Source organism: Paractinoplanes aksuensis (assembly GCF_024137025.1).
Lineage (GTDB): Bacteria > Actinomycetota > Actinomycetes > Mycobacteriales > Micromonosporaceae > Actinoplanes > Actinoplanes aksuensis.
Window position 1 is genome coordinate 42,249 of the sequence record NZ_JAMYJR010000010.1, and the last position, 20,880, is coordinate 63,128.

Annotated in this window: 14 protein-coding genes; 10 read left to right on the forward strand and 4 right to left on the reverse strand. The window is 70.1% G+C overall.

Features of this window, described 5'->3' with window-relative positions:
* Positions 1 to 78 precede the first annotated feature (78 nt).
* The 5 genes from ftsH (at position 79) to M1L60_RS10710 (ending at position 5,684) form a co-directional block, all read left to right on the forward strand.
* On the forward strand, positions 79 to 2,061 hold the full coding sequence (gene ftsH / locus M1L60_RS10690; protein ID WP_253237193.1) for an ATP-dependent zinc metalloprotease FtsH: 1,983 nt from the start codon (positions 79 to 81) through the stop codon (positions 2,059 to 2,061).
* 544 nt (positions 2,062 to 2,605) lie between these two features.
* Positions 2,606 to 3,190: a TetR/AcrR family transcriptional regulator gene (locus M1L60_RS10695; protein ID WP_253237194.1), complete on the forward strand. Its 585-nt coding sequence runs from the start codon at positions 2,606 to 2,608 to the stop codon at positions 3,188 to 3,190.
* Positions 3,191 to 3,500: 310 nt separating this feature from the next.
* Entirely contained in the window at positions 3,501 to 4,235 is a 735-nt protein-coding gene (locus tag M1L60_RS10700; RefSeq protein ID WP_253237195.1) for an SDR family NAD(P)-dependent oxidoreductase, read from the forward strand.
* Positions 4,236 to 4,289: 54 nt separating this feature from the next.
* Positions 4,290 to 4,934, forward strand: coding sequence for a signal peptidase I (gene lepB / locus M1L60_RS10705; RefSeq protein ID WP_253237196.1), 645 nt, complete (start codon positions 4,290 to 4,292; stop codon positions 4,932 to 4,934).
* Between the two features lie 165 nt (positions 4,935 to 5,099).
* Entirely contained in the window at positions 5,100 to 5,684 is a 585-nt protein-coding gene (locus M1L60_RS10710) for a lysophospholipid acyltransferase family protein (RefSeq protein WP_253237197.1), read from the forward strand.
* 10 nt (positions 5,685 to 5,694) lie between these two features.
* Here the strand turns inward: M1L60_RS10710 and M1L60_RS10715 are convergent, their stop codons facing one another.
* Positions 5,695 to 6,327 carry a MerR family transcriptional regulator gene (locus tag M1L60_RS10715; RefSeq protein ID WP_253237198.1) on the reverse strand — a complete coding sequence of 211 codons (633 nt, stop codon included), beginning with the start codon at positions 6,325 to 6,327 and terminating at the stop codon, positions 5,695 to 5,697.
* Positions 6,328 to 6,350: 23 nt separating this feature from the next.
* Positions 6,351 to 6,521 carry a MerR family transcriptional regulator gene (locus tag M1L60_RS10720; RefSeq protein WP_253237199.1) on the reverse strand — a complete coding sequence of 57 codons (171 nt, stop codon included), beginning with the start codon at positions 6,519 to 6,521 and terminating at the stop codon, positions 6,351 to 6,353.
* Between the two features lie 222 nt (positions 6,522 to 6,743).
* Here M1L60_RS10720 and M1L60_RS10725 point away from each other — a divergent pair, with 222 nt between their 5' ends.
* On the forward strand, positions 6,744 to 7,574 hold the full coding sequence (locus tag M1L60_RS10725) for a PHP domain-containing protein (RefSeq protein WP_308208447.1): 831 nt from the start codon (positions 6,744 to 6,746) through the stop codon (positions 7,572 to 7,574).
* A gap of 36 nt (positions 7,575 to 7,610) precedes the next feature.
* On the opposite strand, the gene M1L60_RS10730 is transcribed toward M1L60_RS10725, so the two are convergent.
* Positions 7,611 to 9,818 (reverse strand): MMPL family transporter, encoded by a 2,208-nt coding sequence (locus M1L60_RS10730; RefSeq protein ID WP_253237201.1) that lies wholly within the window; start codon positions 9,816 to 9,818, stop codon positions 7,611 to 7,613.
* 269 nt (positions 9,819 to 10,087) lie between these two features.
* On the opposite strand from M1L60_RS10730, the gene M1L60_RS10735 reads away from it, so the two are divergent.
* The 3 genes from M1L60_RS10735 to M1L60_RS10745 all read left to right on the forward strand — a co-directional run bounded on the left by M1L60_RS10735 (position 10,088) and on the right by M1L60_RS10745 (position 13,758).
* Positions 10,088 to 10,855: a S1 family peptidase gene (locus M1L60_RS10735; protein WP_253237202.1), complete on the forward strand. Its 768-nt coding sequence runs from the start codon at positions 10,088 to 10,090 to the stop codon at positions 10,853 to 10,855.
* 143 nt (positions 10,856 to 10,998) lie between these two features.
* Positions 10,999 to 11,568, forward strand: coding sequence for a TetR/AcrR family transcriptional regulator (locus M1L60_RS10740; RefSeq protein ID WP_253237203.1), 570 nt, complete (start codon positions 10,999 to 11,001; stop codon positions 11,566 to 11,568).
* 12 nt (positions 11,569 to 11,580) lie between these two features.
* The gene (locus M1L60_RS10745; RefSeq protein ID WP_253237204.1) at positions 11,581 to 13,758 is read left to right on the forward strand and encodes an MMPL family transporter; all 2,178 of its coding nucleotides are present in this window, start codon (positions 11,581 to 11,583) and stop codon (positions 13,756 to 13,758) included.
* Between the two features lie 1,510 nt (positions 13,759 to 15,268).
* Here M1L60_RS10745 and M1L60_RS10750 read toward each other — a convergent pair.
* The gene (locus M1L60_RS10750) at positions 15,269 to 15,436 is read right to left on the reverse strand and encodes a hypothetical protein (RefSeq protein ID WP_253237205.1); all 168 of its coding nucleotides are present in this window, start codon (positions 15,434 to 15,436) and stop codon (positions 15,269 to 15,271) included.
* A 657-nt stretch (positions 15,437 to 16,093) separates the two neighbouring features.
* On the opposite strand from M1L60_RS10750, the gene M1L60_RS10755 reads away from it, so the two are divergent.
* Positions 16,094 to 20,872: a PDDEXK-like endonuclease domain-containing protein gene (locus M1L60_RS10755; RefSeq protein WP_253237206.1), complete on the forward strand. Its 4,779-nt coding sequence runs from the start codon at positions 16,094 to 16,096 to the stop codon at positions 20,870 to 20,872.
* Positions 20,873 to 20,880: the final 8 nt, after the last annotated feature.

Genomic DNA, 20,880 nt, shown 5'->3' on the forward strand with positions numbered 1-20,880 from the left:
GGGTAGCTTCGCGCCATGCCCGCCGATGCCCCAGACGCGAAGCCGCCGCAGCGCCCCCACCCCTGGAAAGTGGAGGGCGTGCCGTCCGCACCCGCACCCGGTGGCCCGAAAAGGCCGCGCTCGACCTGGGTCCGCTTCGGCAGCATGCTCGTCGTGCTGCTCGCCCTCAACTGGATCATCTCGTCGTTCTTCCTGGCCCCACCCGCGCGCGAACCGGTGTCGTACACCTTCTTCCTGACCCAGGTCCAGGCGAACAACGTCGCCGAGATCACGTCGACCGCCGACACCATCGAAGGCCAGTTCAAGAAGGAAGTGGCCTACACGCCGACCGGGGACACCAAGTCCGAGCAGGTCGACCGGTTCACCACCCAGCGGCCCTCGTTCGCCGACGACGACCTCTTCTCCCAGCTGCAGGCCGACTCCGTGCCGGTCAACGCCAACCCGCCGGACGCGCCCGCGCCGATCTGGCAGCAGCTGCTCATCGGCTTCGGTCCGACGATTCTGCTGGTCGCCCTGTTCGTCTGGATCAGCCGGCGCATGGCCGGCGGCGGTGGTGGGGGAGGGGTGCTGGGCAGCTTCGGCAAATCCCGGGCCAAGCTCTACCAGCCGGAATCGGGGCCACGGACGACATTCGCCGACGTGGCCGGCATCCAGGAGGTCGAGCAAGAGGTCACCGAGATCGTCGACTTCCTGCGCGAACCGGAGAAGTACCGCAAGCTCGGCGCACAGATCCCGCACGGTGTGCTGCTGAGCGGTCCGCCCGGAACGGGTAAGACGCTGCTGGCCCGCGCGGTGGCCGGCGAGGCCCGGGTGCCGTTCTTCTCCATCTCGGCCTCAGAATTCATCGAGGCCATCGTCGGTGTGGGCGCCAGCCGGGTCCGCGATCTGTTCGACCAGGCCAAGAAGGTCGCGCCCTCGATCATCTTCATCGACGAGCTGGACGCCATCGGACGGGCCCGGGGCAGCGCCCAGTCGCTGGGTGGCAACGACGAACGGGAACAGACGCTCAACCAGATCCTGACCGAGATGGACGGCTTCACCGGCAGCGAAGGTGTGGTCGTGCTGGCCGCGACCAACCGGTCCGAGATCCTCGACCCGGCGCTGCTGCGCCCGGGGCGCTTCGACCGGCGCGTCGTGGTGAGCCCGCCCGATCTGGCGGGGCGCCGGGCGATCCTGGCCGTGCACACCCGGGGGGTGCCGCTGGCTCCCGGGGTCGACCTGGACGGGATCGCCGCGTCGACGCCGGGCATGGTCGGGGCCGACCTGAAGAACCTGGTCAACGAGGCCGCGCTGCTGGCCGCGCGCCGGGGGCACGACCAGGTGCGGAACAACGACTTCACCGACGCCCTGGAAAAGATCGTGCTGGGCACCGTCCGCGGTCTCATGCTGACCCCGGACGAGAAGGAGCGCACGGCCTTCCACGAATCCGGGCACGCGCTGCTGGGCATGCTCACGCCGGGCGCCGACCCGGTTCGCAAAATCTCGATCATTCCGCGGGGGCAGGCCCTGGGCGTCACGTTCCAGAGCCCGTCCAGCGATCGGTACGGGTACTCCAAGCAGTACCTGAAGGGGCGGATCATCGGGGCGCTCGGTGGGCGTGCGGCCGAGCAGGTCGTGTTCGGCGACGAGACCACGGGGGCCGAGAGCGACCTCGACCAGGTCAGCAACATCGCCCGGCAGATGGTCGGCCGATGGGGCATGTCCGACGCGATCGGGCCGGTCACCGTGCTGCCGCCGCCGGGGCAGGAGTCGCCGTTCGGGCTCGACGGGGTGGCGCCGGGGACCAAAGAGCTGATCGACTCCGAGGTCCGGAAGATCGTCGACGAGTGCTACGCCGAGGCGTTGTCCCTGTTGCGGTCGCACCGGCCGCAGCTCGACAGCCTGGCCCACCGGCTGCTCCAGACCGAGACGTTGGACGAAGCCGACGCGTACGCGGCCGCGGGGATCAATCCGTCCGATGCTCCCGGTGCTGTCGCCCGCGGTGAGGCCCCTGGGTCTTCGCCTGCTCCTGGGATTCCGCATGCTGTTTCGGCTGAGTCGAATGGGAGTGGGGCTGCTTAAGGGCGCGGCTTTCTTACGGTTTGACGGTCGGGGGGGGGGGGGGGGGGGGGGGGGGGGGGCGGGGTGCCCGCCGGGGCCGCCCCCCCCCCCCCCCCCCCCCCCCCCCCCCCCCCCCCCCCCGACCTTGGGTGGTTTTATCTCGCTCCAGCGTTGGGGGCAGCGCTTCTCTGGGTGCGGGGCTGGGCTGGGGGAACCCGTGCGGGTTCGGGTCTGGCTGCCGCGTTGTGGTCCAGGAAGACCTTCGGTTACCCAGGCCGGCCTGGGTGGTGGGGTGCGCGTTCGCACCGTGCCGGTTGCGGTCAGCGTCTGGTCGGGTGGCGCCGGGATCAAAGCTCCTGCCTGGTCGTGCGTGAACCTTCGACACGGCTTGGCGGTGACGCGGATCCATCCACGGCTTCGGGGGCTTGACCGGCCCGCCGGGCGTCCGCGAGCAGCTGGCCGCCATCGGTCACGCGCTCATTGCCCGGTATCAGCCCCCGGCTCGCGCGGCGGTTGGGGGATGCCGTGCGGTGGGCGGGTGTATTTGACCAACTAGCCTGGGGGGATGGCGCGTCCCCGCAAGTTCGTCGAGCGTGATGTGGTCAGCAGCGCCGGCGAGGTGTTCGCTGTCAATGGGCTGGCTGCGACGACGTTGGACGACCTGGTGCAGGCGACCGGGCTCGGGAAGCAGAGTCTGTACAACGCGTTCGGGGGGAAGCGGGAGCTGTTCTTGCGGGCGCTCTCGGAAGACCGGGAGGAAGCGGCGCGGGCCGTCTCGGAGGCGCTCGAGCATGGCGACGCCTCTCCGCTCGAGCGGATCCGCGGGCACATGCTTCGGCTGGCGATCGAGTTCAGCCGTAGCGGCAGCCGGGTCTCGCTTCAGACGCGGGCACTGGTCGAGTCGACCGACGAGTCGGACCAGCTCGCGACGGTCACGAAAGCCGGCATAGAAGAGCTGGCCGGAATCTACGCGCATTGCTTGGAGCTCGCGCGGGAGAACGGTGACCTTCCGGCCGACGCGAATGTGTCGTCCCTGGCGATGTACTTCGTCGCCATCACCCGGGGAATGGAACTGCTCGGCCGCTCGGGCGTCGGCCGCGGCGCCCTGACGGCGGTCGCACTCGACGCGCTCCGCGTCTTCCACAACTAGACCCTGACCATCCTGGGCCGCGCGTCCCGCCCTGTGCCGCACCCCGCGCCTCGCGCCGCGCCGTATCCCGCGGCCGCGCCGCATTTCGCGCCCGATCCTAGCGCTGCTCCCGAATCTAGCGCTGCCCCGCTCCGCGCTTGTCGCGCACTTCGGTCCGCGTCCTCGCGCCCGTCGCGCGTCCTGTGAGCCGCTGCGCCGTGATGCTGGTGCGGCTGCGTGCGGCGGGTCACATTGGTGGTCTGGTTCTTGACTGGGCGGTCCATAACCAGTGTTATTGACTGCATCGTCAATAACAGCGGACGGAGTGATCATGGGAGTGCTGCAGGACAAGGTCGCGGTGATCACCGGGGCCAACGCGGGCATCGGGCTGGCGATCGCGCGGGCCTACCACGCCGAAGGAGCGCGGGTCTTCGTTGCCGGGCGGCGGCAGGCGGAGCTTGATGCGGTCGAGGCCGAGCTCGGGGCGCGGGTGACCGGTGTTCGCTGTGACGTCGGGCGGCTCTCGGATCTCGACGGGCTCTACGCGACGGTGGGGGAGCGGGCGGGGCGGATCGACGTTCTGGTGGCCAATGCTGGGATCGGGATCAGTGCGTCGCTGGGCAAGATCACTGAGGAGCAGTTCGACGCCATGTTCACGACCAACGTGAAGGGGTCGCTGTTCACCGTGCAGAAGGCGCTGCCGTTGCTTTCGCGAGGTGCGTCGATCATCCTCACCGGATCTACGGCGGCTACGCGGCCGCAGTCCGACCTCCCCGTGTACGGGGCGACCAAGGCGGCGATCCGGAATCTGGTTCGGGGCTTCGCCCACGGCGCGGGGGCGGGGCAGTACCGGATCAACGTGCTCTCGCCGGGGGGAACGCGTACGCAGGGTCTGATCGATCTGGTGCCGGCTGACCAGCTGGCGGCGGCCGGCGCGACGATTCCTCTTGGGCGGCTGGCCGAACCTGAGGAGATCGCGGCGGCGGCTGTCTTTCTCGCCTCGGATGCGTCCAGCTACGTCAACGGGTCCGACCTGGCCGTCGATGGTGGGTTCGCCCAGGTCTGATGCGCTCGTGGCGCTGCGGGTGCCGGCAGTGAACCGGGTCGATAGGATCCGGTTGTGGGGGACGAACAGGACGAGCAGGTCGAGAAGCGTCGTGGGTCGTTCTGGCGTGAGGTGCCGATCCTCATCGGGGTGGCGGTGCTCGTGGCCGTTCTCGTGCGGGCGTTCGTGGTGCAGACGTTCTTCATTCCGTCCCAGTCGATGGAGCACACGCTCGACATCGACGACAAAGTGCTGGTCAACAAGCTTGTCTACAGTGTCCGGGAACCGCGGCGGGGCGAGATCATCGTGTTCGAGGCGCCCCTGCAGTGGCGGGGCGGCACCGCGGACAAAGACTTCATCAAGCGTGTCATCGGGGTCGGCGGCGACCGTGTGCAGTGTTGCGACGCCCAGCACCGCATCACGGTCAACGGGCACGCCCTCGATGAGCCGTACATCTTCAAAGGGTCCGACGGGGTGGCGAACCAGGCGGCCGGCGGGCCGTTCGACATCACGGTTCCGCCGGACCGGATCTGGGTGATGGGGGATCATCGGGCGGCCTCCGCCGATTCGCTCGAGCACTGGCTGACCGGTCAGAACGTCGAGGAGGCGACCATTCCGGCCGACTCCGTCGTGGGACGCGCCTTCACGCTGTTCTGGCCGCTCGGCCGGGCGACCTGGCTGACCGTGCCGCCGACCTTCGACGACGTGCCGGCGCCTTGAGCTTTTGCTAAGGGGCCGATCGAGCTGCTAGACAAGGGCCGGTGAGTCGCCGTCTCTGCCGGGGATACGGCTGGGCCCGGACGGTGAGAGTGAGTCATGCGGCGCGATCGTTCTGCTGCGGCAACCGATGAGGCCGGGCGGATAGCACCGGTCTATCGAGCGGTCATGGCGGCGGCCTGGCCGGTGGTCCGCTGGTGGGGCCGCCTCGAGGTGGTGGGTCTGGAGATCCTTCCGACCCAGGGCCCGACGCTCGTCCCGGCCAACCACGACAGCTCGTGGGATCCCGTGGTCATCGCGGCCGCCGCCCGCAAGCGCCGGCAGATCCAGGCCCTGGCCAAGGCGTCGCTCTGGAAGAATCCGCTGCTGCGTCGCATCCTCGACGGGATGGGGCAGATTCCCGTACGCCGAGGCGAGGCCGACACGGATGCGTTGGAGGCGGCGATCCAGTGCCTGGCCGCCGGCGGCTGCATCGGGATCTTTCCGGAGGGCACCCGTTCCCAGGGCCGTCAGCTGCGGGCCCGCAGTGGTGCCGGCCGCCTCGCGCAAGCGGTGCCGGAGGCCCGCATCGTCTGCGCGGCGGTCACGGGGACCGTGGACATCGCCCGATTCCCGCGACGCCCCCGGCTGAAGGTGACCTTCTTCGAGCCCACGCCGTCGTCGCCGTCGGAATCCGCGCCGGAACTGGCCGCGAGGCTGACCGCCGAACTCCGTGCCGTCGCGCCGATCGCAGCGGCGGGACGAACCCCGTAAGGGCCGATGGCTAGGCCTCGGCGAGGAGTTGTGCGGTGCGTTCCAGGCAGCGCTGCCGGGCGGGCGAAAAGTCGTACGGCATCTTGGTGATCGATTGAACGGCGCTCATTTGGGTGTCGTTGTCCTCGGGCAGGTCGGCCTCGAAGAGGTCCTCCTCGGCCGCGTTCAGCCCGGCGGCTTCGACTGCGCGGTCCAGGGCCAGCTGGTGGGCGCAGCGCTGTACGGCGATTTCTTCCACGCGCGGGTCCTCGGGATCCACGTTGTCGTCCAGGGCCGCCTCGGCCGCATCCAGACGGTCCTGCTCCGCCCGCAGCCCGGGGTGGGTGGCCAGCACGATGAAAACGCTGGCCTGGATCGCGGCGCCCAGCGGACCGAAGATGCGTTCCGTGACCAGTAGCGCGTCCAGGTCGTCGGAGCGCAGCGTGCCCGGGGGCAGGTGGTCGAGCCGGTCGGTGACCAGTTCGGAGAGCAGTCCCAGCGGGCTGCCCACGGCTTGAAGACGCTGAACGGCCGCGCGCCGGCGTTTGATGGCGGCCTCCTGAGCAGCCAGGGTCTCCTCCAGCCGGCCCAGCACGTCCCCGATCTCCGGGGTTTCCGCGAAGGCCGCCCGCATGTCGTCAAGGCTGATGCCAGCCTCCGCCATCTTGCGGACCCACAGCAAACGGATCATGTCGTCGTAGCCGTAGCGCCGGCGACCGTCCCCGCCCCGCCCCGCTCAGGCTCCGGTAGCAGCCCGATCTGGTGGTAGTGCCGAATGGCGCGCGGCGTGGTCCCCGCGAAGACGGCGGCATCGCCGATCTTGACCAGCCGGGGTGGCATGACGAAGGAGTGCGTCACAGACAGAGCCTTTCGTGCCGAGGTTCTCCGAGCAGACCACATGCCGCTACGGCAGGTGCAACAGTTCCCGGGGCGTGGCTTGCTTGCGGTGGGACGGCGGGTTCAGCTCGCTCCGGCGCTGGGGGCGCGGGGCCGCGGGGCTTGATCCGCGGCTGGTGCTGGGGTGTGCGCTGCTGCAGTACGCGAGACTGAGCGACAGGTAATCGTCGGGGAGGGGCCAGCGTGTTGCCGGGGGACAGTCATGTACACAGCGAATGGTCGTGGGACACGAACATCGGGGACATGGAGGGGACCTGTGCGCGGGCCCTCGAGATCGGGGTGCCGGCGGTGGCGTTCACCGAGCACCTCGATCACATCGTGTGGACGGCTGACCGGGAGACACTGGCCGAGAGCCCGCACCTCGCCTCCTTCGCCGACGCGCAAGGGCGGGTGACCGCGCCGCCTTTCGACGTCGAGGGGTATCTCTCGGCGGTGGAGCGGTGCCGGGAGCGGTTTCCGGGGTTGCGCATCCTGAGCGGGCTCGAGATCGGGGAGCCGCACCTGCATGTCAAGGCGGTGGCGGTGATTCTGCGGGCGGGACGGTTCGATCGGGTGCTCGGGTCGCAGCACGGGCTTCCGGTGGGGGAGACGTTCTACGAGCCGCCGATGCTGTTCGAGCACTACGGGCGTGAAGAGGCGCTGCGGCGTTATCTGGGGGCCGTGCCGGCGGTTGTCGCGGGGAGCGACAACTTCGCCGTTTTCGCGCACATCGACTACCCGGTCCGGTTCTGGCCGACCGATGAGATGTTCGATCCGATGGCGTACGAGGAAGAATTTCGCCTTGCTCTGCGGGCGATCGCGGATGGTGGGCGGGTGCTGGAGCTCAACTCGAAGCTGCCACTGCACCCTGAGGTGGTCCGGTGGTGGCGTGAAGAAGGTGGGCGGGCGATCTCGTTCGGCAGCGACGCCCACTATCCGGCAGCGCTGGCCGAGGGGTTTCGCGAAGCCGTGCACATCGCCGAGGCGCATGGGTTCCGGGCCGGGCGGCACGGGCACGATTTCTGGACGTGCTGATGGGAGGCCCCCGGGGTGGAAGCCTCCCATCCAGGGTCAGTGACGCCCGGCCAGTTCCGGTTCAGGGGCGGGCGGGGTCACGACGGCCGTGGCGGCGTGGCGGCCGCGGGGGCGCATGAAGCGGGGCGCCCACCAGTTGGCCCGGCCGAGCAACGTCATGGCCGAGGGGAGCACCACGGCCCGGATGATCGTCGCGTCGAGCAGGATGGCGGCGGCCAGGCCGATGCCGAGTTGCTTCATGTCGATGGTGGACAGGGTGGCGAAGATGGAGAACACCGCGACCATCACCAGGGCCGCGCTGCTGACCGTGCCGGCGGAGCCGGTGATGCCCTCGGCCACGGCCTCGCGGGTCGGGACGCCGCGCAGCACTGCCTCGCGGATCCGGGAGACGACGAAGACGTGGTAGTCCATGGACAGGCCGAACAGCACCACGAACAGGAACAGCGGTAGCCAGCTGACGATCGCGTCCATCGAGGTGAAGTTGAGCAGGTCGGGGGCCCAGCTGCCCTGGAAGACCAGCACCAGCAGGCCGTACGCGGCGCCGACCGAGAGCAGGTTGAGCAGGATCGACGTCGCGGCCACGACGACCGAGCGGAACGTCCACGCCATCATGAGGAACGTCAGCAGCAGCACGACGCCGGCCACGATCGGCAACGTGCGCCAGATGTGCTTCGCGTAGTCCTCGTTGTTGGCCACGTCGCCGCCGACTGCGTAGTCGAGACTGCCCAGGGCGGTGGGGGCCAACGTCGTACGCAATTGGTGCAGTGAATCGGTGGCCTCGTCGCTGCGGGACGTGAACGGCGTGGCCAGGTCGAGCACCGTCACGGTTTTGTCGGGGGAGACCTCGATGTCGGGGCCGGTCTGCTCCGGCGCGGCGAACAGGCGGTTGCCCTCGGTGCTCGCGGCCAGCTTGGTCAGCGCGGCTTTGACCTCGGCGGCCTGGGCGGCGGGGGCCTGCACGGCGACCAGGTGGGTGGTGCCGTTGCTCGGGTACGACGCGGTCAGCCGGTCGTACGCCTGCATGGCCGGAGTCGTGCGCGGCAGATCCTCCGTACCGGGGAACTTGAGGTTCATGCCCAGCGCGGGCGCGGCCAGGGCCAGCAGCGCGAGCACGCTCACGACCAGCGTGGCGGCGGGCCAGCGCAGCGCCGGGTGCAGGACGGCGCGCCAGAAACGCGAACCGGAACCGGAGTTGCGGGCGGTCAGGCGCCACACGAACGGGACGCGGGGGCGGTCGACCCAGCGACCCAGCTTGGCCAGAATGGCCGGTAGGACCGTCAGCGAGCCGAGCACGGCCACGGCGACGACGAGGATCGAGCCGACGGCGAGCGACGAGAAGGTGGAGTCGCCGGCCAGGAACAGGCCGGCCATCGCGATGACCACGGCCGTGCCGCTGACCACCACGGCGTGCCCGGAGGTCTCGGCGGCGATCTCGACCGCGTCGACATGGCCGCGGCCCTTCGCGCGTTCCTCGCGTTCCCGGCGTACGTAGAACAGCGAGTAGTCGACACCGACGGCCATGCCGATCAGCAGGATGACGCTGGACGTGACGTCGGTCGACGGGATCAAGTGCGAGGCCAGCGTGGACAGGCCCATCGCGGCGGCCACCGACGACAGGGCCAGCAGCACGGGCACGCCGGCCGCGATCAGCGCGCCGAAGACCAGGATCAGGATGGCCAGGGTGACCGGCAGGCTGAGGATCTCGGCCCGCTTGAAGTTGTCGCCCAGGGTGTCGTCGAGCGCCTTGTTGATGGACGGGCCGCCGACCTGCTCGACCCGCAGCTCGGGATGGGCCTGCTGCACCTCGGCGGTGACGGTGCGTAGTGGCTCGACGCGGTCGGAGGCGGTCTCGGGGTCGCCGGCCATGGTGATCGGCAACAGCAGCGCCGACCCGTCGTTGGCCGGGATCGGCTTACCTACTTCGGCTACGCCAGTTACCGTACGTAGTTTGGTGGTCGCGTCGGCGGCCGCGCGCTCGGCCGCCGCAGTGTCGAGTTTGCCCGATCGAGCCGTGATCAGGACGTTGTCCACGGCCGGTTCGTCGGCGAACCCACCCTCTTCGATCATGACGTACGCGCGTCCGGCCTCACCGATCGCGTCGTCCTGCGCGGTCGCTTCCTTGAGGCCGGCCGCGTTGCCGCCCACGAAGCAGACCGCCACGAAGACCACCCAGAGCGCGATCGCGCGCCACGGATGCTCGGCACTCCAGCGCGCCATGCGCACCGTCACCGGTCGCTTACTCATCATTCCCCCCGCCATCCGACCGCCCCGCCCGCCACCCTTACTCGGACTGAAGGCTGCGTCTCCTGTGTCGAACCTGAACCTAGGCAGGCAGTGAACTGGGAACATCCGGGCCGAACCCCGGTCGGCCCCCGATGAGGAAAACCCCACCCCCGACCGAAATCGCGGCGCGAAAAGCCACTTAACCGCGCAAAAAGCGCGGCGACACTCAGGGATCCCCCGGGGGCTTCCCCGATTCGCGGGGGTTGATCGACGCGGCTAGGTTGATCCATATGGGACAGAGAAAGAGATCGATTCTCGCCGCGGCCGGTGCTGTCGCCGTCGGGCTGCTCGGGTTCGCCGCCCCGGCGAACGCGATCGCCAACGGAGAACAGGTCAAGCCGGGCCGGTATGCCTTCTCGGTCAAGCTGACCATGACCGGCATCCCGACGGCCGACGGCGGCAAGCGCAACAGCGCCTGCTCCGGCGCGCTCGTCGCGCCACAGTGGGTGATCACGGCCGGGCACTGCTTCCGGGACGCGAACGGCGTCCGGGTCGAGCGCCCGGTGGCCGACTCGACGATCGCCACGGTGGGCCGCACCGACCTCACGAACACCGAGCGTGGTCACGAGGTCGAGATCGTCGCGGTCCGCCAGTCGCCGACGGCCGACGTGTCGCTGGCCAAGCTGGCCGAGCCGATCCGGGACGTCCGGCCGATCAAGGTCGGCCGGACGGCGCCCGAGGTGGGCGACCTGGTCCGGGTCACCGGTTACGGCTCGACCACGAGCACCAACCCGGCCCCGGTGACCTGGCTCCGGACCGGAAAGATGGAGGTGGCCGGGCTCACCGACACGGTGACCCAGCTCAAGGGCAACTCGCCGCAGGCGGACACGACCCCGTGCCCGTACGACTCGGGCGGCCCCTTCTTCGTCGAACGTGGCAAGAAGGGCCCGGCGCTGGTCGCCGTGGTCAGCAACGGGCCGTCCTGCCCGCACACCCAGATCGAGAGTGCGGCCCGGGTCGACAACATCGCGGGTTGGATCAAGGAAGTGACCAGCTAGAACCTCAGGGTTCGACGGCCGGTTACGGGGAAACCCGTAGCCGGCTGTTTCTTTGCGGTAGGCCTGAGGGATGAGATCAACTGTGAGGACCGCCACGGTCGGTTACCGACCAGGTTGGTCCCTAACCGACTAGTGTGGTCCGCATGCCGCGTCCGACCAAGCAGCAGATCGACGACGAGATCCTGGAGACCGCGGCGACGCTCTTCGCGCGCCACGGCTTCAAGGAGACGTCGATCCAGCGCATCGCCGACGCGGTCGGCTACTCCAAGACCGGCCTGCTCCACCGCTATCCGACCAAGGAAGCGCTGCAGCAGGCGGTGCTCGATCGCGTGCTGCAGGACATTCGCGCGGTGGCCGACGAGGTCGCCGCCCTGCCGCCCGGTCCCGTGCGTGACCGGGCCGTCATCACCGGCGTCGCCCGGCTCGCCGCCGACGGCCCCGGCACCGTGGCTCTGCTGCTCAGCGGGCTCGCCGGCACGGAAGAGAACGAGCTCGGCGCGGCTATGGAGTGCATCGGCGAACCAGTTTTCGAGGCGTTCGCGGTCGACCCCGACGCCGAACCGATCCGCGCGCTCCGCGTGGTCGGCGCCCTGGGCGCCCTCGCCGTCGCGGGGGTGGCGCTGCGCGAGAAGCCGCTCGCCGTCACCCTCGACGACCTCATCGACGTCAGCTACGACGCGCTCGGACACGGGCGCGAGGCTCCCCACCAGTAAGGAACAACGGACATGGCAACGTTGCTGCATCGCCTCGGACTCGGGGCCGTACGCCATAAAGCGCTGGTCATGGTCGCCTGGCTGGTGGCCGTCATCGCGCTCGGCGCCGGCGCCGCCACCCTGTCCGGCACGATGGTCAACTCCTTCTCGATCCCGGGGCAGGAGTCGACCAAGGCGCTCGATCTGATGGAGGAGCGGTTCGGCGCGGCCTCGGCCGGCGCCACGGCCCAGGTCGTCATGGAGGCGCCCGGCACCGGCAAGATCACCGACCAGGCCAGCGCGGCCCAGGTCGCCGCCGTCGTGGCCAAGCTGCAGAAGCTGCCCGGCGTGGTCGCGGCGACCAACCCGCTCGACCCGCAGGCGCCGACCGTCTCGCAGGACCAGCGGGCCGCGTACAGCACGGTGACCTACGGCGTGGCCGCGCCCGAGATCACGGTCGAGGAGCGCGAGGCCCTGACGGCCGTGGTCGACGAGTCCCGTACGGCGGATCTGGTCATCGAGGCCCGCGGCGAGGCCACCCAGGAGTCGGGGGCCGACATCGGCGGCGCCGGCGAGATCCTCGGCGTGGTCGTGGCCCTGGTCGTGCTGGCCATCACCTACGGCTCGCTCGTGCTGGCCGGCATGAACCTGCTCACCGCCCTGGCCGGCGTGGCCATCGGCGCGCTCGGCATCACCACGCTCAGCGGCTTCACCGAGCTGCAGTCGACCACCCCGATCCTGGCCGTGATGCTGGGCCTGGCCGTCGGCATCGACTATGCGCTGTTCATCGTCACCCGGTTCCGCCAAGAGCTGCGCCGCGGCCTGCCCGTGCCCGAGGCGGTCGCGCTGGCCGTCGGCACCGCCGGCTCGGCCGTCGTCACCGCCGGTCTGACCGTCGTCATCGCGCTGGCCGGCCTGGCCGTCGCCGGTATCCCGTTCCTCACCGAGATGGGCCTGGCCGCCGCGGCCACGATCGTGTTCGCCGTGCTCGTGGCCATCACGCTCGTGCCGGCCTTCCTCGGCGCGATCGGCATGCGGGCGCTCCCCAAGAAGGAGCGCGGCACAGTCATCGAGGAGAAGAAAGACCGCGGCTTCTACCGCGGCTGGGCCCACATGGTCACCCACCAGCGCGTGCTCAGCCTGATCGTCGCCGTGGCCGCGCTGGCCGTCATCGCCATCCCGTTCTTCTCGATGCAGACCACGCTCATCCAGAAGCCGGCCGAGGGCAGCAGCCAGGAAAAGGCCGACGCGATCATCGCCGAGCGCTTCGGCCCCGGCTTCGCCGGCCCGCTGGTGGTCCTGGTCGACGGGTCCGGTTCCCCGGCGTACGCGGGCAGTGTGCGCGAGAAGATCGCCGGCCTCGACGACGTGGCGTTCGTGGCCGAGCCCCAGCCCAACCAGGCCGGGAACGCGGCCCTGATCACGGTCATCCCGCGCTCCGGACCCGAGGACCAGGCCACGCTCGACCTCGTGCACACCATCCGCGACGACGTCGCCGACGGCCCCGCCGCCGAGGTGTACGTGACCGGCCAGACCGCGGTCAGCATCGACGTGTCCGAAAAGCTCGACCAGGCCCTGCCCATCTATCTGATCCTGGTCGTCGGCCTGGCCTTCGTGCTGCTGGTGCTGGTCTTCCGGTCGGTGCTGGTGCCGGTGGTGGGCGTGGCCGGCTTCCTGCTGACGATCGGCGCGGCGCTCGGCGCGACCACGGCCGTGTTCCAGTGGGGCTGGCTCTCCGACCTGGTCAACGCGCAGACGACGGGCCCGCTGCTGAGCCTGGCCCCGATCATCATCGTCGGCATCCTGTTCGGCCTGGCCATGGACTACCAGGTCTTCCTGGTCTCCCGCATGCACGAGGCCCACGCCCACGGCGCCCGCCCCATCGACGCGGTGGTGACCGGCTTCAAACAGGCGGCCCCGGTCGTCGTGGCGGCCGCGACGATCATGTTCTCGGTCTTCGCCGGCTTCGTCCCCGAGGGCAACGACACGATCAAGCCGATCGCGTTCGCCCTGGCCATCGGCATCCTGTTCGACGCCATCATCGTCCGCATGGTCATCGTCCCGGCGGCGATCGCCCTGCTGGGCAAGTCGGCCTGGTGGCTGCCGAAGTGGCTCTCGTGGCTGCCGGTGGTGGACGTCGAGGGCGCTGCGCTCGAGCGGCACGCCCCTGAGCAGCCCCGCGACGTCGAGGAACCCGCGCACGCCGCCTGACCACCATCACGGAGCCGAAGCCCACTAAGGGCTCCGGCTCCGTGGCGGTGCGTCCACGCTCCGATGACCTTTGGCCTGGCGGAGGTGTCGCTTGACGTGGTGCAGGCGTCAGCGAGCAGCCGGCCGACCGACTGACGTGGTCACGTCCGCCGGCGTGAAGGAAGAACCGGCCACCGCCCTGCTCGGCGCGTCCCGGCAGCGCTGCCGCTTTGCGGAGCAGGTCTGCGGCCTTCGACCCATTCGTCGGTCTATTCGGCCAGACCTCGTGAGTGTGGGGCTGGTCGAACACGGAGACGTCGGGCCGCCTAGGCCCTGTCTGCGGGGCTGGCTGGCTCGCCGCACCATCTCGGACAGCGGCAAATCCGGATGTCCGGCGCCTTTTCGACGTGATCGAATGGTCCAGGGCCGGCGTCAGGAGTAGCACGGTGTCGCGATGGAAGATGCTGGAGACGTGGGACCGTGACCTGCCCGGCCTCTCTGAGCGTCAGCTGGCCGAACGCCTCGACTTGGCTCGGGAGTACGAACAATCGTCCAGCAGATCGCCGGGCCGAAACTCCAAGGCTCGGCGAGACTGGCGCCGCCGCCGAGAAGCGGTCGAGACCGAGCTGCTGGCACGCGGATTCATGTAGTCCACGGCCGGCGTTGAAGTCGCCTGTCGGCCGCAGCGATGCTTCATGGCGACAACCTGCGCGATCGACGGCCGGCTGACCGTGATCAGCGTTGACCGAATCTTGGGACCACCAAAATGCGAGCGGAGCCACAACGGATTCGATCCGATATCAGCGCCCCTTTCGTTGGAAGTTCTTTCGAGAATTGTCTTGATCGTTTATTGGGGTTCGGTGGGGCGGGTGCGGGATAATGGTTCATGGCTCAGCTGAGTCTGTTTTCCAGGTCGGAGATCGCCGCGATGCGGGATCGGACCCGGTCGCGTCGTTATTCGCCGGGGAACGAGGAGTTCCGGCGTGATCAAGCGCGTCGGCGGAAATGGGGACTTGTGCGGCGGCATGCGATGAAGTTGTGTCGGGCGCACGGTTGTTCGTTGGAGTGCAGCGCTCTCGGATTGCACGATGACACCGGAAGCAGGCCGCCGTTCGTCTGGGACGGCGAGGTGAGCCGCACGCGGCCTGCCCGTCCGGCCCCGAGTGAGCATGCGCCGCGCGACGCGGACCGGCCGGTCGTCGCAGCTGGTTCGGCGGTTCACCGCGGGCAGACTGGTAGGGTCGCGCCCGCTGCCGACGAACCGGGCCCCGGCCAGGCGACTACCGCGAAGCTTGCCGGAAGCACTTCATTCCCCGTTCACGTCGCGGTAGACGGGTCGGCCGAGCGGCTACGCCGGAGCCGTCGGCGGGCCGGGCCGAGGTAGCGGTCCCGGACGAAGCGCCGACTGTGTCCGATGCGGCAGGCCACGTGGCGGCGGCCGCGGCAGCGGAAGCGGAGACCCGGTCAGGGCCTGACGTCGACCGGCCCGCGCCGGCCAACTCGCCGGAAGCAGCCGCATCTGCCGATGCCATCACACTGGCATCATCGCAGGCTGGGCGTCGGTGTTCCCGCAGCCGCCGCACCCGAAATTCGGGCCGCTGCGGTAGCCCTTGGTCGGTGCCGGGCCGGCAAAATCGATACCCGCGAAATCGGGCCGGCCGCGAGACCGTAGGTGCAGGCGCAGCTTGACCGCGGTCATAAATTCCTCCACCACCACCCCAAGAAATGGTTCCGCTCGCGGGCAGGGCAGCCGTTCTGACAACGCAATCGGACGATTTCTCAGCGTGGGATCGGCCAGTGATGATCGAGGGCGTTGTCGCCGATACAAGACAGCTCAGGACGGTCCGGGAGGACAGGCAGGGGCGACTATGCAATCCAGCGCGGCCGACCCGAAGTCTCTTGGCGTGTGCGGCGCGGTCGTGGAAGACCGGGCCTCCGCTCGTCAACAGACCGATGCGTCGACGACCGCGGAGTGTTCGTGATCGCTTGAGGTCGAGGGGAAATGGTCGAGGGGTCTGCGCCGTAGGGAAGAGGAATTAAGGTCCATCGGCGTACCTGGTCCACCAGCACCCGGCCGCGCACAAGGTCGAACCTGACGAGGAGGGAGAGGTCGCCAACCTCCGTTGGCGGTCGTGGTCGGCCTCGGGGTGGGAAGGCCGGGCTGGATCGTCCGGCCAGTCCGGCTGCTCGAGTGATCGTGGGGAGGCATGATGCCGGGGTGAGCCTCGTGCGGGCGTCCGGTCGAAGGCCCCGTGGGAGCCTCATATCGGCCTTCAGGAGCGTTATGCCGTAAATATCCGGAAGCAGGTAGCCCAATCCCCAGCGTGACCGGCGTCCGTCTTGCTGAAATTGAGGCATGTGGCCGGATCATGAAGCGGATTCAAGCGAGCTCCCCGGTGCCGACGTCCGGTCGGCTCTGGAGAGCTGGCGCTCCGGCCTGGTCGATCTGACCGGCACCAACCCCCTGCTGAACTTCGCTCGCGCCTCCTCGGGCTCGATCGAGATCACCGGGCCCTCGCCCAAGGCGATCGTCAAAGTGCTGCAGGAGGGCGGCGGTTACGCCTTCCACGACGAGGGCGAAGCCACGACCCACGTCCTGCGCACCGAGCTGCCCGAGGAGCAGCTGGGCGCCCTGCTGCACCACTTCTGGCGGCGCAGCCGGCTCGAGTTGCTCGACCGGGGGGTGTCACCGCTCTATCTCGGGGTGGGGATGCTGCATTGGTCGGACGACGACGGGACCCCGTACGAAAGCCCGATCCTGCTCGTCCCGGTGCAGATCGAGGCGGCCGGTCCGCGGCTGGTCGCCCGCCCGGAGGATCCGATCGTCAACCCGGCGCTGGTCGTGCGCATGGGTGAGCTCGACATCGACATCCCCGAGATCAATTCGCTGGCCGAGCTCGACGTGACCGTGCTCTGGGCCAAGGTCGACGTGGCCATCGGCGAGCGGCGCGGGTGGTACGCCGACGAGACCGTCACCCTGAGCTGTCTCAGCGTGCATCGCGAGGCCATGTACTACGACCTGTACGAGAACGAGCCGCACATCGTCGAGCACCCGGTGGTGCGGGCGCTGGCCACCCGGGACGCCGAGCGCGCGTTCGCCTTCGAGCCGACGCCGGTCGAGCGGATCGACGTGGTCGCGCCGCCCGAGGACGTGCCGCTGATCCTGGACGCCGACGCCTCGCAGCGGGTGGCGGTCGCGGCCGCGGTGGCCGGGCGCAGTTTCGTGCTCGACGGGCCGCCCGGCACCGGCAAGTCGCAGACCATCGCCAACATGGTGGGCGGGCTGATGCACGCGGGCAAGCGGGTGCTCGTGGTGTCCGAGAAGGCGGCCGCGCTCGACACGGTGCAGCAGCGGCTCACCGAGGCCGGGCTCGGCAACTATCTGCTCGCCCTGCACAGTGATCTGGTCGGGCGGCGCGAGGTGGCCAACGCGCTGGCCTCGGCCCTGGACACCGATCCGGTGCCGCTGGCGACCATGGATCCGATCGACCGGCGGGCGGTCCGGGAGAGGCGGGAAACCCTCACCGCGTACGCCGAAGCTCTCAATCGCGTGCGGCAGCCGCTCGGCCGTAGTTTGTTCGAGGTGCTCGGCCTCAGTGCCCGGCTGCTCGACGTCCCGGCCGCTCCGGTCGCCACCATCGCGCCGCAGGAGCTCACCGGGGAGGCGCTGTACCGGCTGCGGGACGCGGTGGCCCGGCTCGGGCGGGTGCGCAGTGAGACGTACGTGTGGAAACACGCCACCGACCGCGAGCCGCTCGACGCCCGCCTGCGCCAGGCCATGACCGCGCTGGGCAAGCTGGCCGAGACGGTCATCGCCAACTCGACCCTGGCCGACGCGTTCGACCTGCACGAGCCGTCGGGCGCGCCGCTGCTGGCCGCGTTGTCGGCGCACGCGGGCAAGCGCCCGCCGAAGGTCGAGGAGGACTGGATGACTGTCGACAGCATCCAGCCCGTGCAGAAGGCGGCCACCGACCTCACCCACCACCTGGCCGCGCTGCGCTACGGCGGCATCCCGTGGGCCGAGCTGCCGTCGGCCGACGACCTCGCGGCCGTGCCCGACCTGTCGCACCTGGTGCCCGAGGCGATCGATCTCGCCCCGCTCAACGCCGCCCAGGCCGACCACCTGGCCAACAAGTTCGCCGAGGAGGCCGACCGGCTCGAGGGGCGCCAGGAGAGCCTGGACCGGGTCACGGCCCGGCTCGGCCTGCCCAACGTGGTCACGTTCGCCGACTCGGCCCGGGTCATCACCGTGGCCGACCTGATCAACCGGGAGCACAAGCCCGAGCCGGCCTGGTTCGAGACCGGCGGGATGCCGGCGGCCCACGCCGCGGTCCGGGCGCTGCGGCTGGCGATCGAGCGCGTACGCGAGACCGAGTCCCAGGCCCGCCGCCATTTCGACGAGGCCGTGCTCGAGGAGCCGATCACCGAGGTGGCCGACCGGCTCAGTCGCAACCGGGGACCGCGCAAGCTGCTGCGGCCATACCGGCGGGACAAGCAGAAGGCCGTCGAGTCGGCGCTGCCCGACGTCAAGCCGGCCGCGGCGGTGGCCAACGTCGAGGACGCGGCGGCCTGGAAGCTGGCCGTCGAGGAGCTCAAAGAGGTCGAGGCCGAGCACGCCGAGCAGCTGGGCCGGCACTGGAACGGGCTCGACACCGACTTCCACGCCATCCAGGAGGCCATGCACACCGCGGACGAGGTGATCCGCGAGGTGCCGGCCGACGCGCTGCCCGCGGTGACCGTGCACGTCTGCGCGCCCCGGCCCAACAGCGCCCTGCTGCGCATCGTCAGCGAGGCCCGGGACGAGTTCACCCGTTTCCGCACCACGCTGCGCGCCGCCCCGGCCCGCGCGCCCCGCCCGGAACTGGGGGAGGGGGCCATCGCCGACGCGGTGACCTGGCTGCGCGCGCACATCGCCCCGCTGCACGCGGCGGCCGAGATGATCCGGTCGTACAGCGCGCCCACCGGCCGCGACCTCACGCTGGCCGAGACCAAGGAGATCGCCGAGCAGCGGCGGGCCGCGACCGAGGCCGAGGAGGCGATCTGGGCCGAGGCCGCCGCGCATGCGGGCGTGCTGGGCTCGGTCTACCGGGGGGCCAAGACCGACGACGAGGCGATGAACGAGGTCGTCGCGTGGACGGTGCACGCCCGGCGGCTGGTCAGCGGCGAGGACGCGTCGATGACGGCCGAGCAGGCCCACGCGCTGATGACCGCCCAGCCCACCGAGGGGCTGGGGGCGGCCGTGGCGGGCTGGGAGTCGGCGCGGGCCCAGGTGCTGGACGCGTTCGGCCCGGCCCGGCACGACGAGCTGACCGAGCGGCTGGGCGACTACGACAACGCCCGCGACCTGCTGGTCGAGCTGCTGCACGACCCGGAGGGCCAGCACGAGTGGTTCCGGCACGAGGACGCGCGGCGGGTGCTGGTCGAGCACGGCCTCGACGACGCCCTCGAGTTCTGTGCCGATGAACAGATCCCGATCGAGCAGGTGTGGCCGGTGCTCGAGCGGGCGCTGCTGCGCGGCTGGGCCGACGCGGTCATCCGCGATGATCCCGGCCTGCAGCCGACCGCGGCCGAGGATCGTACGCACCTGGTTGATGTCTATCGGTTGCTGGACCGCGAGTTGAGCGGGGCGGCGTTGGCCGACATCGTCTATGCGGTCGAGGCGCGGCGTCCGTCGGCCTCGGCCAGCGGCGAGCCCGGCGTGATCCGGCGCGAGGGCAACAAGCAGTCCGGTCACCTGCCCGTGCAGGAGCTGCTGGCCCAGGCCCGGCACGCGGCCCAGGGACTGAAGCCGTGCCTGCTGATGTCGCCGCTGGCGGTCAGCCGCTACCTGCCGCCCGAGATGGAGTTCGACACCGTCATCTTCGACGAGGCGTCCCAGGTGACCACGGCCGACGCGATCAACTGCATCTACCGCGGCGAGGCGCTGGTGGTGGTGGGCGACGACCGGCAGCTGCCGCCGACCTCGTTCTACGACCGGGTCGAGGACGACGTCACCGACCTGCCGTCGATTCTCGACCTGGCCCGCGAGACGTTCCCGATCCTGCACCTGGGCTGGCACCACCGCAGCCGGCACGAGGCGCTGTTCGCCTTCGCCGACCTCGCCTACTACCACGGCCGGCTGGTCGGGCTGACCCGCAGCTATCCCCAGGAGCCCGACCACGGCGTCGAGATGTTCCAGGTCGACGGCGTGTACCGGCGGCAGACGACCTCGGACAACCCGATCGAGGCCGACGCGGTGGCCGAGCGCGTGCTGCACCACTACGCGACCCGGCCCGGCCTGACACTGGGCGTGGTCACACTGTCGGTGGCCCAGGCCGACGCGGTCGACGAGGCGGTGCGCCGGGCCATGGCCGAGCGCCCCGACCTCGAGCACTTCCTCGAGGACGGCGACCGGCTCACCGGTTTCTTCGTCAAGAGCCTGGAGGCCGTGCAGGGCGATGTGCGCGACGTGATCATCCTGTCCATCGGGTACGGCTACGACGAGAACGACAAGATCAGTACGAACTTCGGGGCGCTCAACCGGCCGCAGGGCTGGCGCCGCCTCAACGTCGCCATCACCCGGGCCCGTCAGCGCGTCGAGGTGGTCGCCTCGATCCGTTCCGGTGACGTCCCCGACATGGGCAACGAGAGCGTCCGGCACCTCAAGGCCTATTTGGAGTACGCCGAGAGGGCCGCGGCCACCCTGGGCCGGGAGATCAGCGACCGCGACGACGTCACCCCCTTCGAGGACGCCGTGCTCACGGCCTTGTCGTCGTGGGGGTATTCCGTACGCCGGAGGGTCGGCGCCGCCGGGCACTGGATCGACCTCGCCGTGCTGCACCCCGACCAGGACGACGACGTGTTCGCCATCGGCATCGAGTTCGACGGCCCCGACTACCAGGCCATCCCGTCCACCCGCGACCGCGACCGGCTGCGCGACGAGGAGCTGCGCGACCTGGGCTGGCACATGCACCGGATCTGGTCGGTGGCCTGGTACCAGAACCCGGCCGAGGAGCAGAACCGGCTGCGGGCGGCGATCGACCGCGCGCTGGCCGACCCGGTCGGGGTCGACCAGCTGGGTGTGCCCGAGTGGCCGCCCTACCGGGCCATCTCGGGTGAACTACTGCCCCCGGAGTCCAGCAACACTATTGGGTGAAACGCCGA

Bases quoted from the DNA above. Each gene is read 5' to 3' on its own strand.
- M1L60_RS10730 (WP_253237201.1), bottom strand. From the start codon at position 9,818: ATGAGTAAGCGACCGGTGACGGTGCGCATGGCGCGCTGGAGTGCCGAG.
- M1L60_RS10700 (WP_253237195.1), top strand. From the start codon at position 3,501: ATGGGAGTGCTGCAGGACAAGGTCGCGGTGATCACCGGGGCCAACGCG.
- M1L60_RS10755 (WP_253237206.1), top strand. From the start codon at position 16,094: ATGTGGCCGGATCATGAAGCGGATTCAAGCGAGCTCCCCGGTGCCGAC.
- M1L60_RS10745 (WP_253237204.1), top strand. From the start codon at position 11,581: ATGGCAACGTTGCTGCATCGCCTCGGACTCGGGGCCGTACGCCATAAA.
- M1L60_RS10695 (WP_253237194.1), top strand. From the start codon at position 2,606: ATGGCGCGTCCCCGCAAGTTCGTCGAGCGTGATGTGGTCAGCAGCGCC.
- M1L60_RS10750 (WP_253237205.1), bottom strand. From the start codon at position 15,436: ATGACCGCGGTCAAGCTGCGCCTGCACCTACGGTCTCGCGGCCGGCCC.
- M1L60_RS10735 (WP_253237202.1), top strand. From the start codon at position 10,088: ATGGGACAGAGAAAGAGATCGATTCTCGCCGCGGCCGGTGCTGTCGCC.
- M1L60_RS10710 (WP_253237197.1), top strand. From the start codon at position 5,100: ATGGCGGCGGCCTGGCCGGTGGTCCGCTGGTGGGGCCGCCTCGAGGTG.
- M1L60_RS10715 (WP_253237198.1), bottom strand. From the start codon at position 6,327: ATGGCGGAGGCTGGCATCAGCCTTGACGACATGCGGGCGGCCTTCGCG.
- M1L60_RS10740 (WP_253237203.1), top strand. From the start codon at position 10,999: ATGCCGCGTCCGACCAAGCAGCAGATCGACGACGAGATCCTGGAGACC.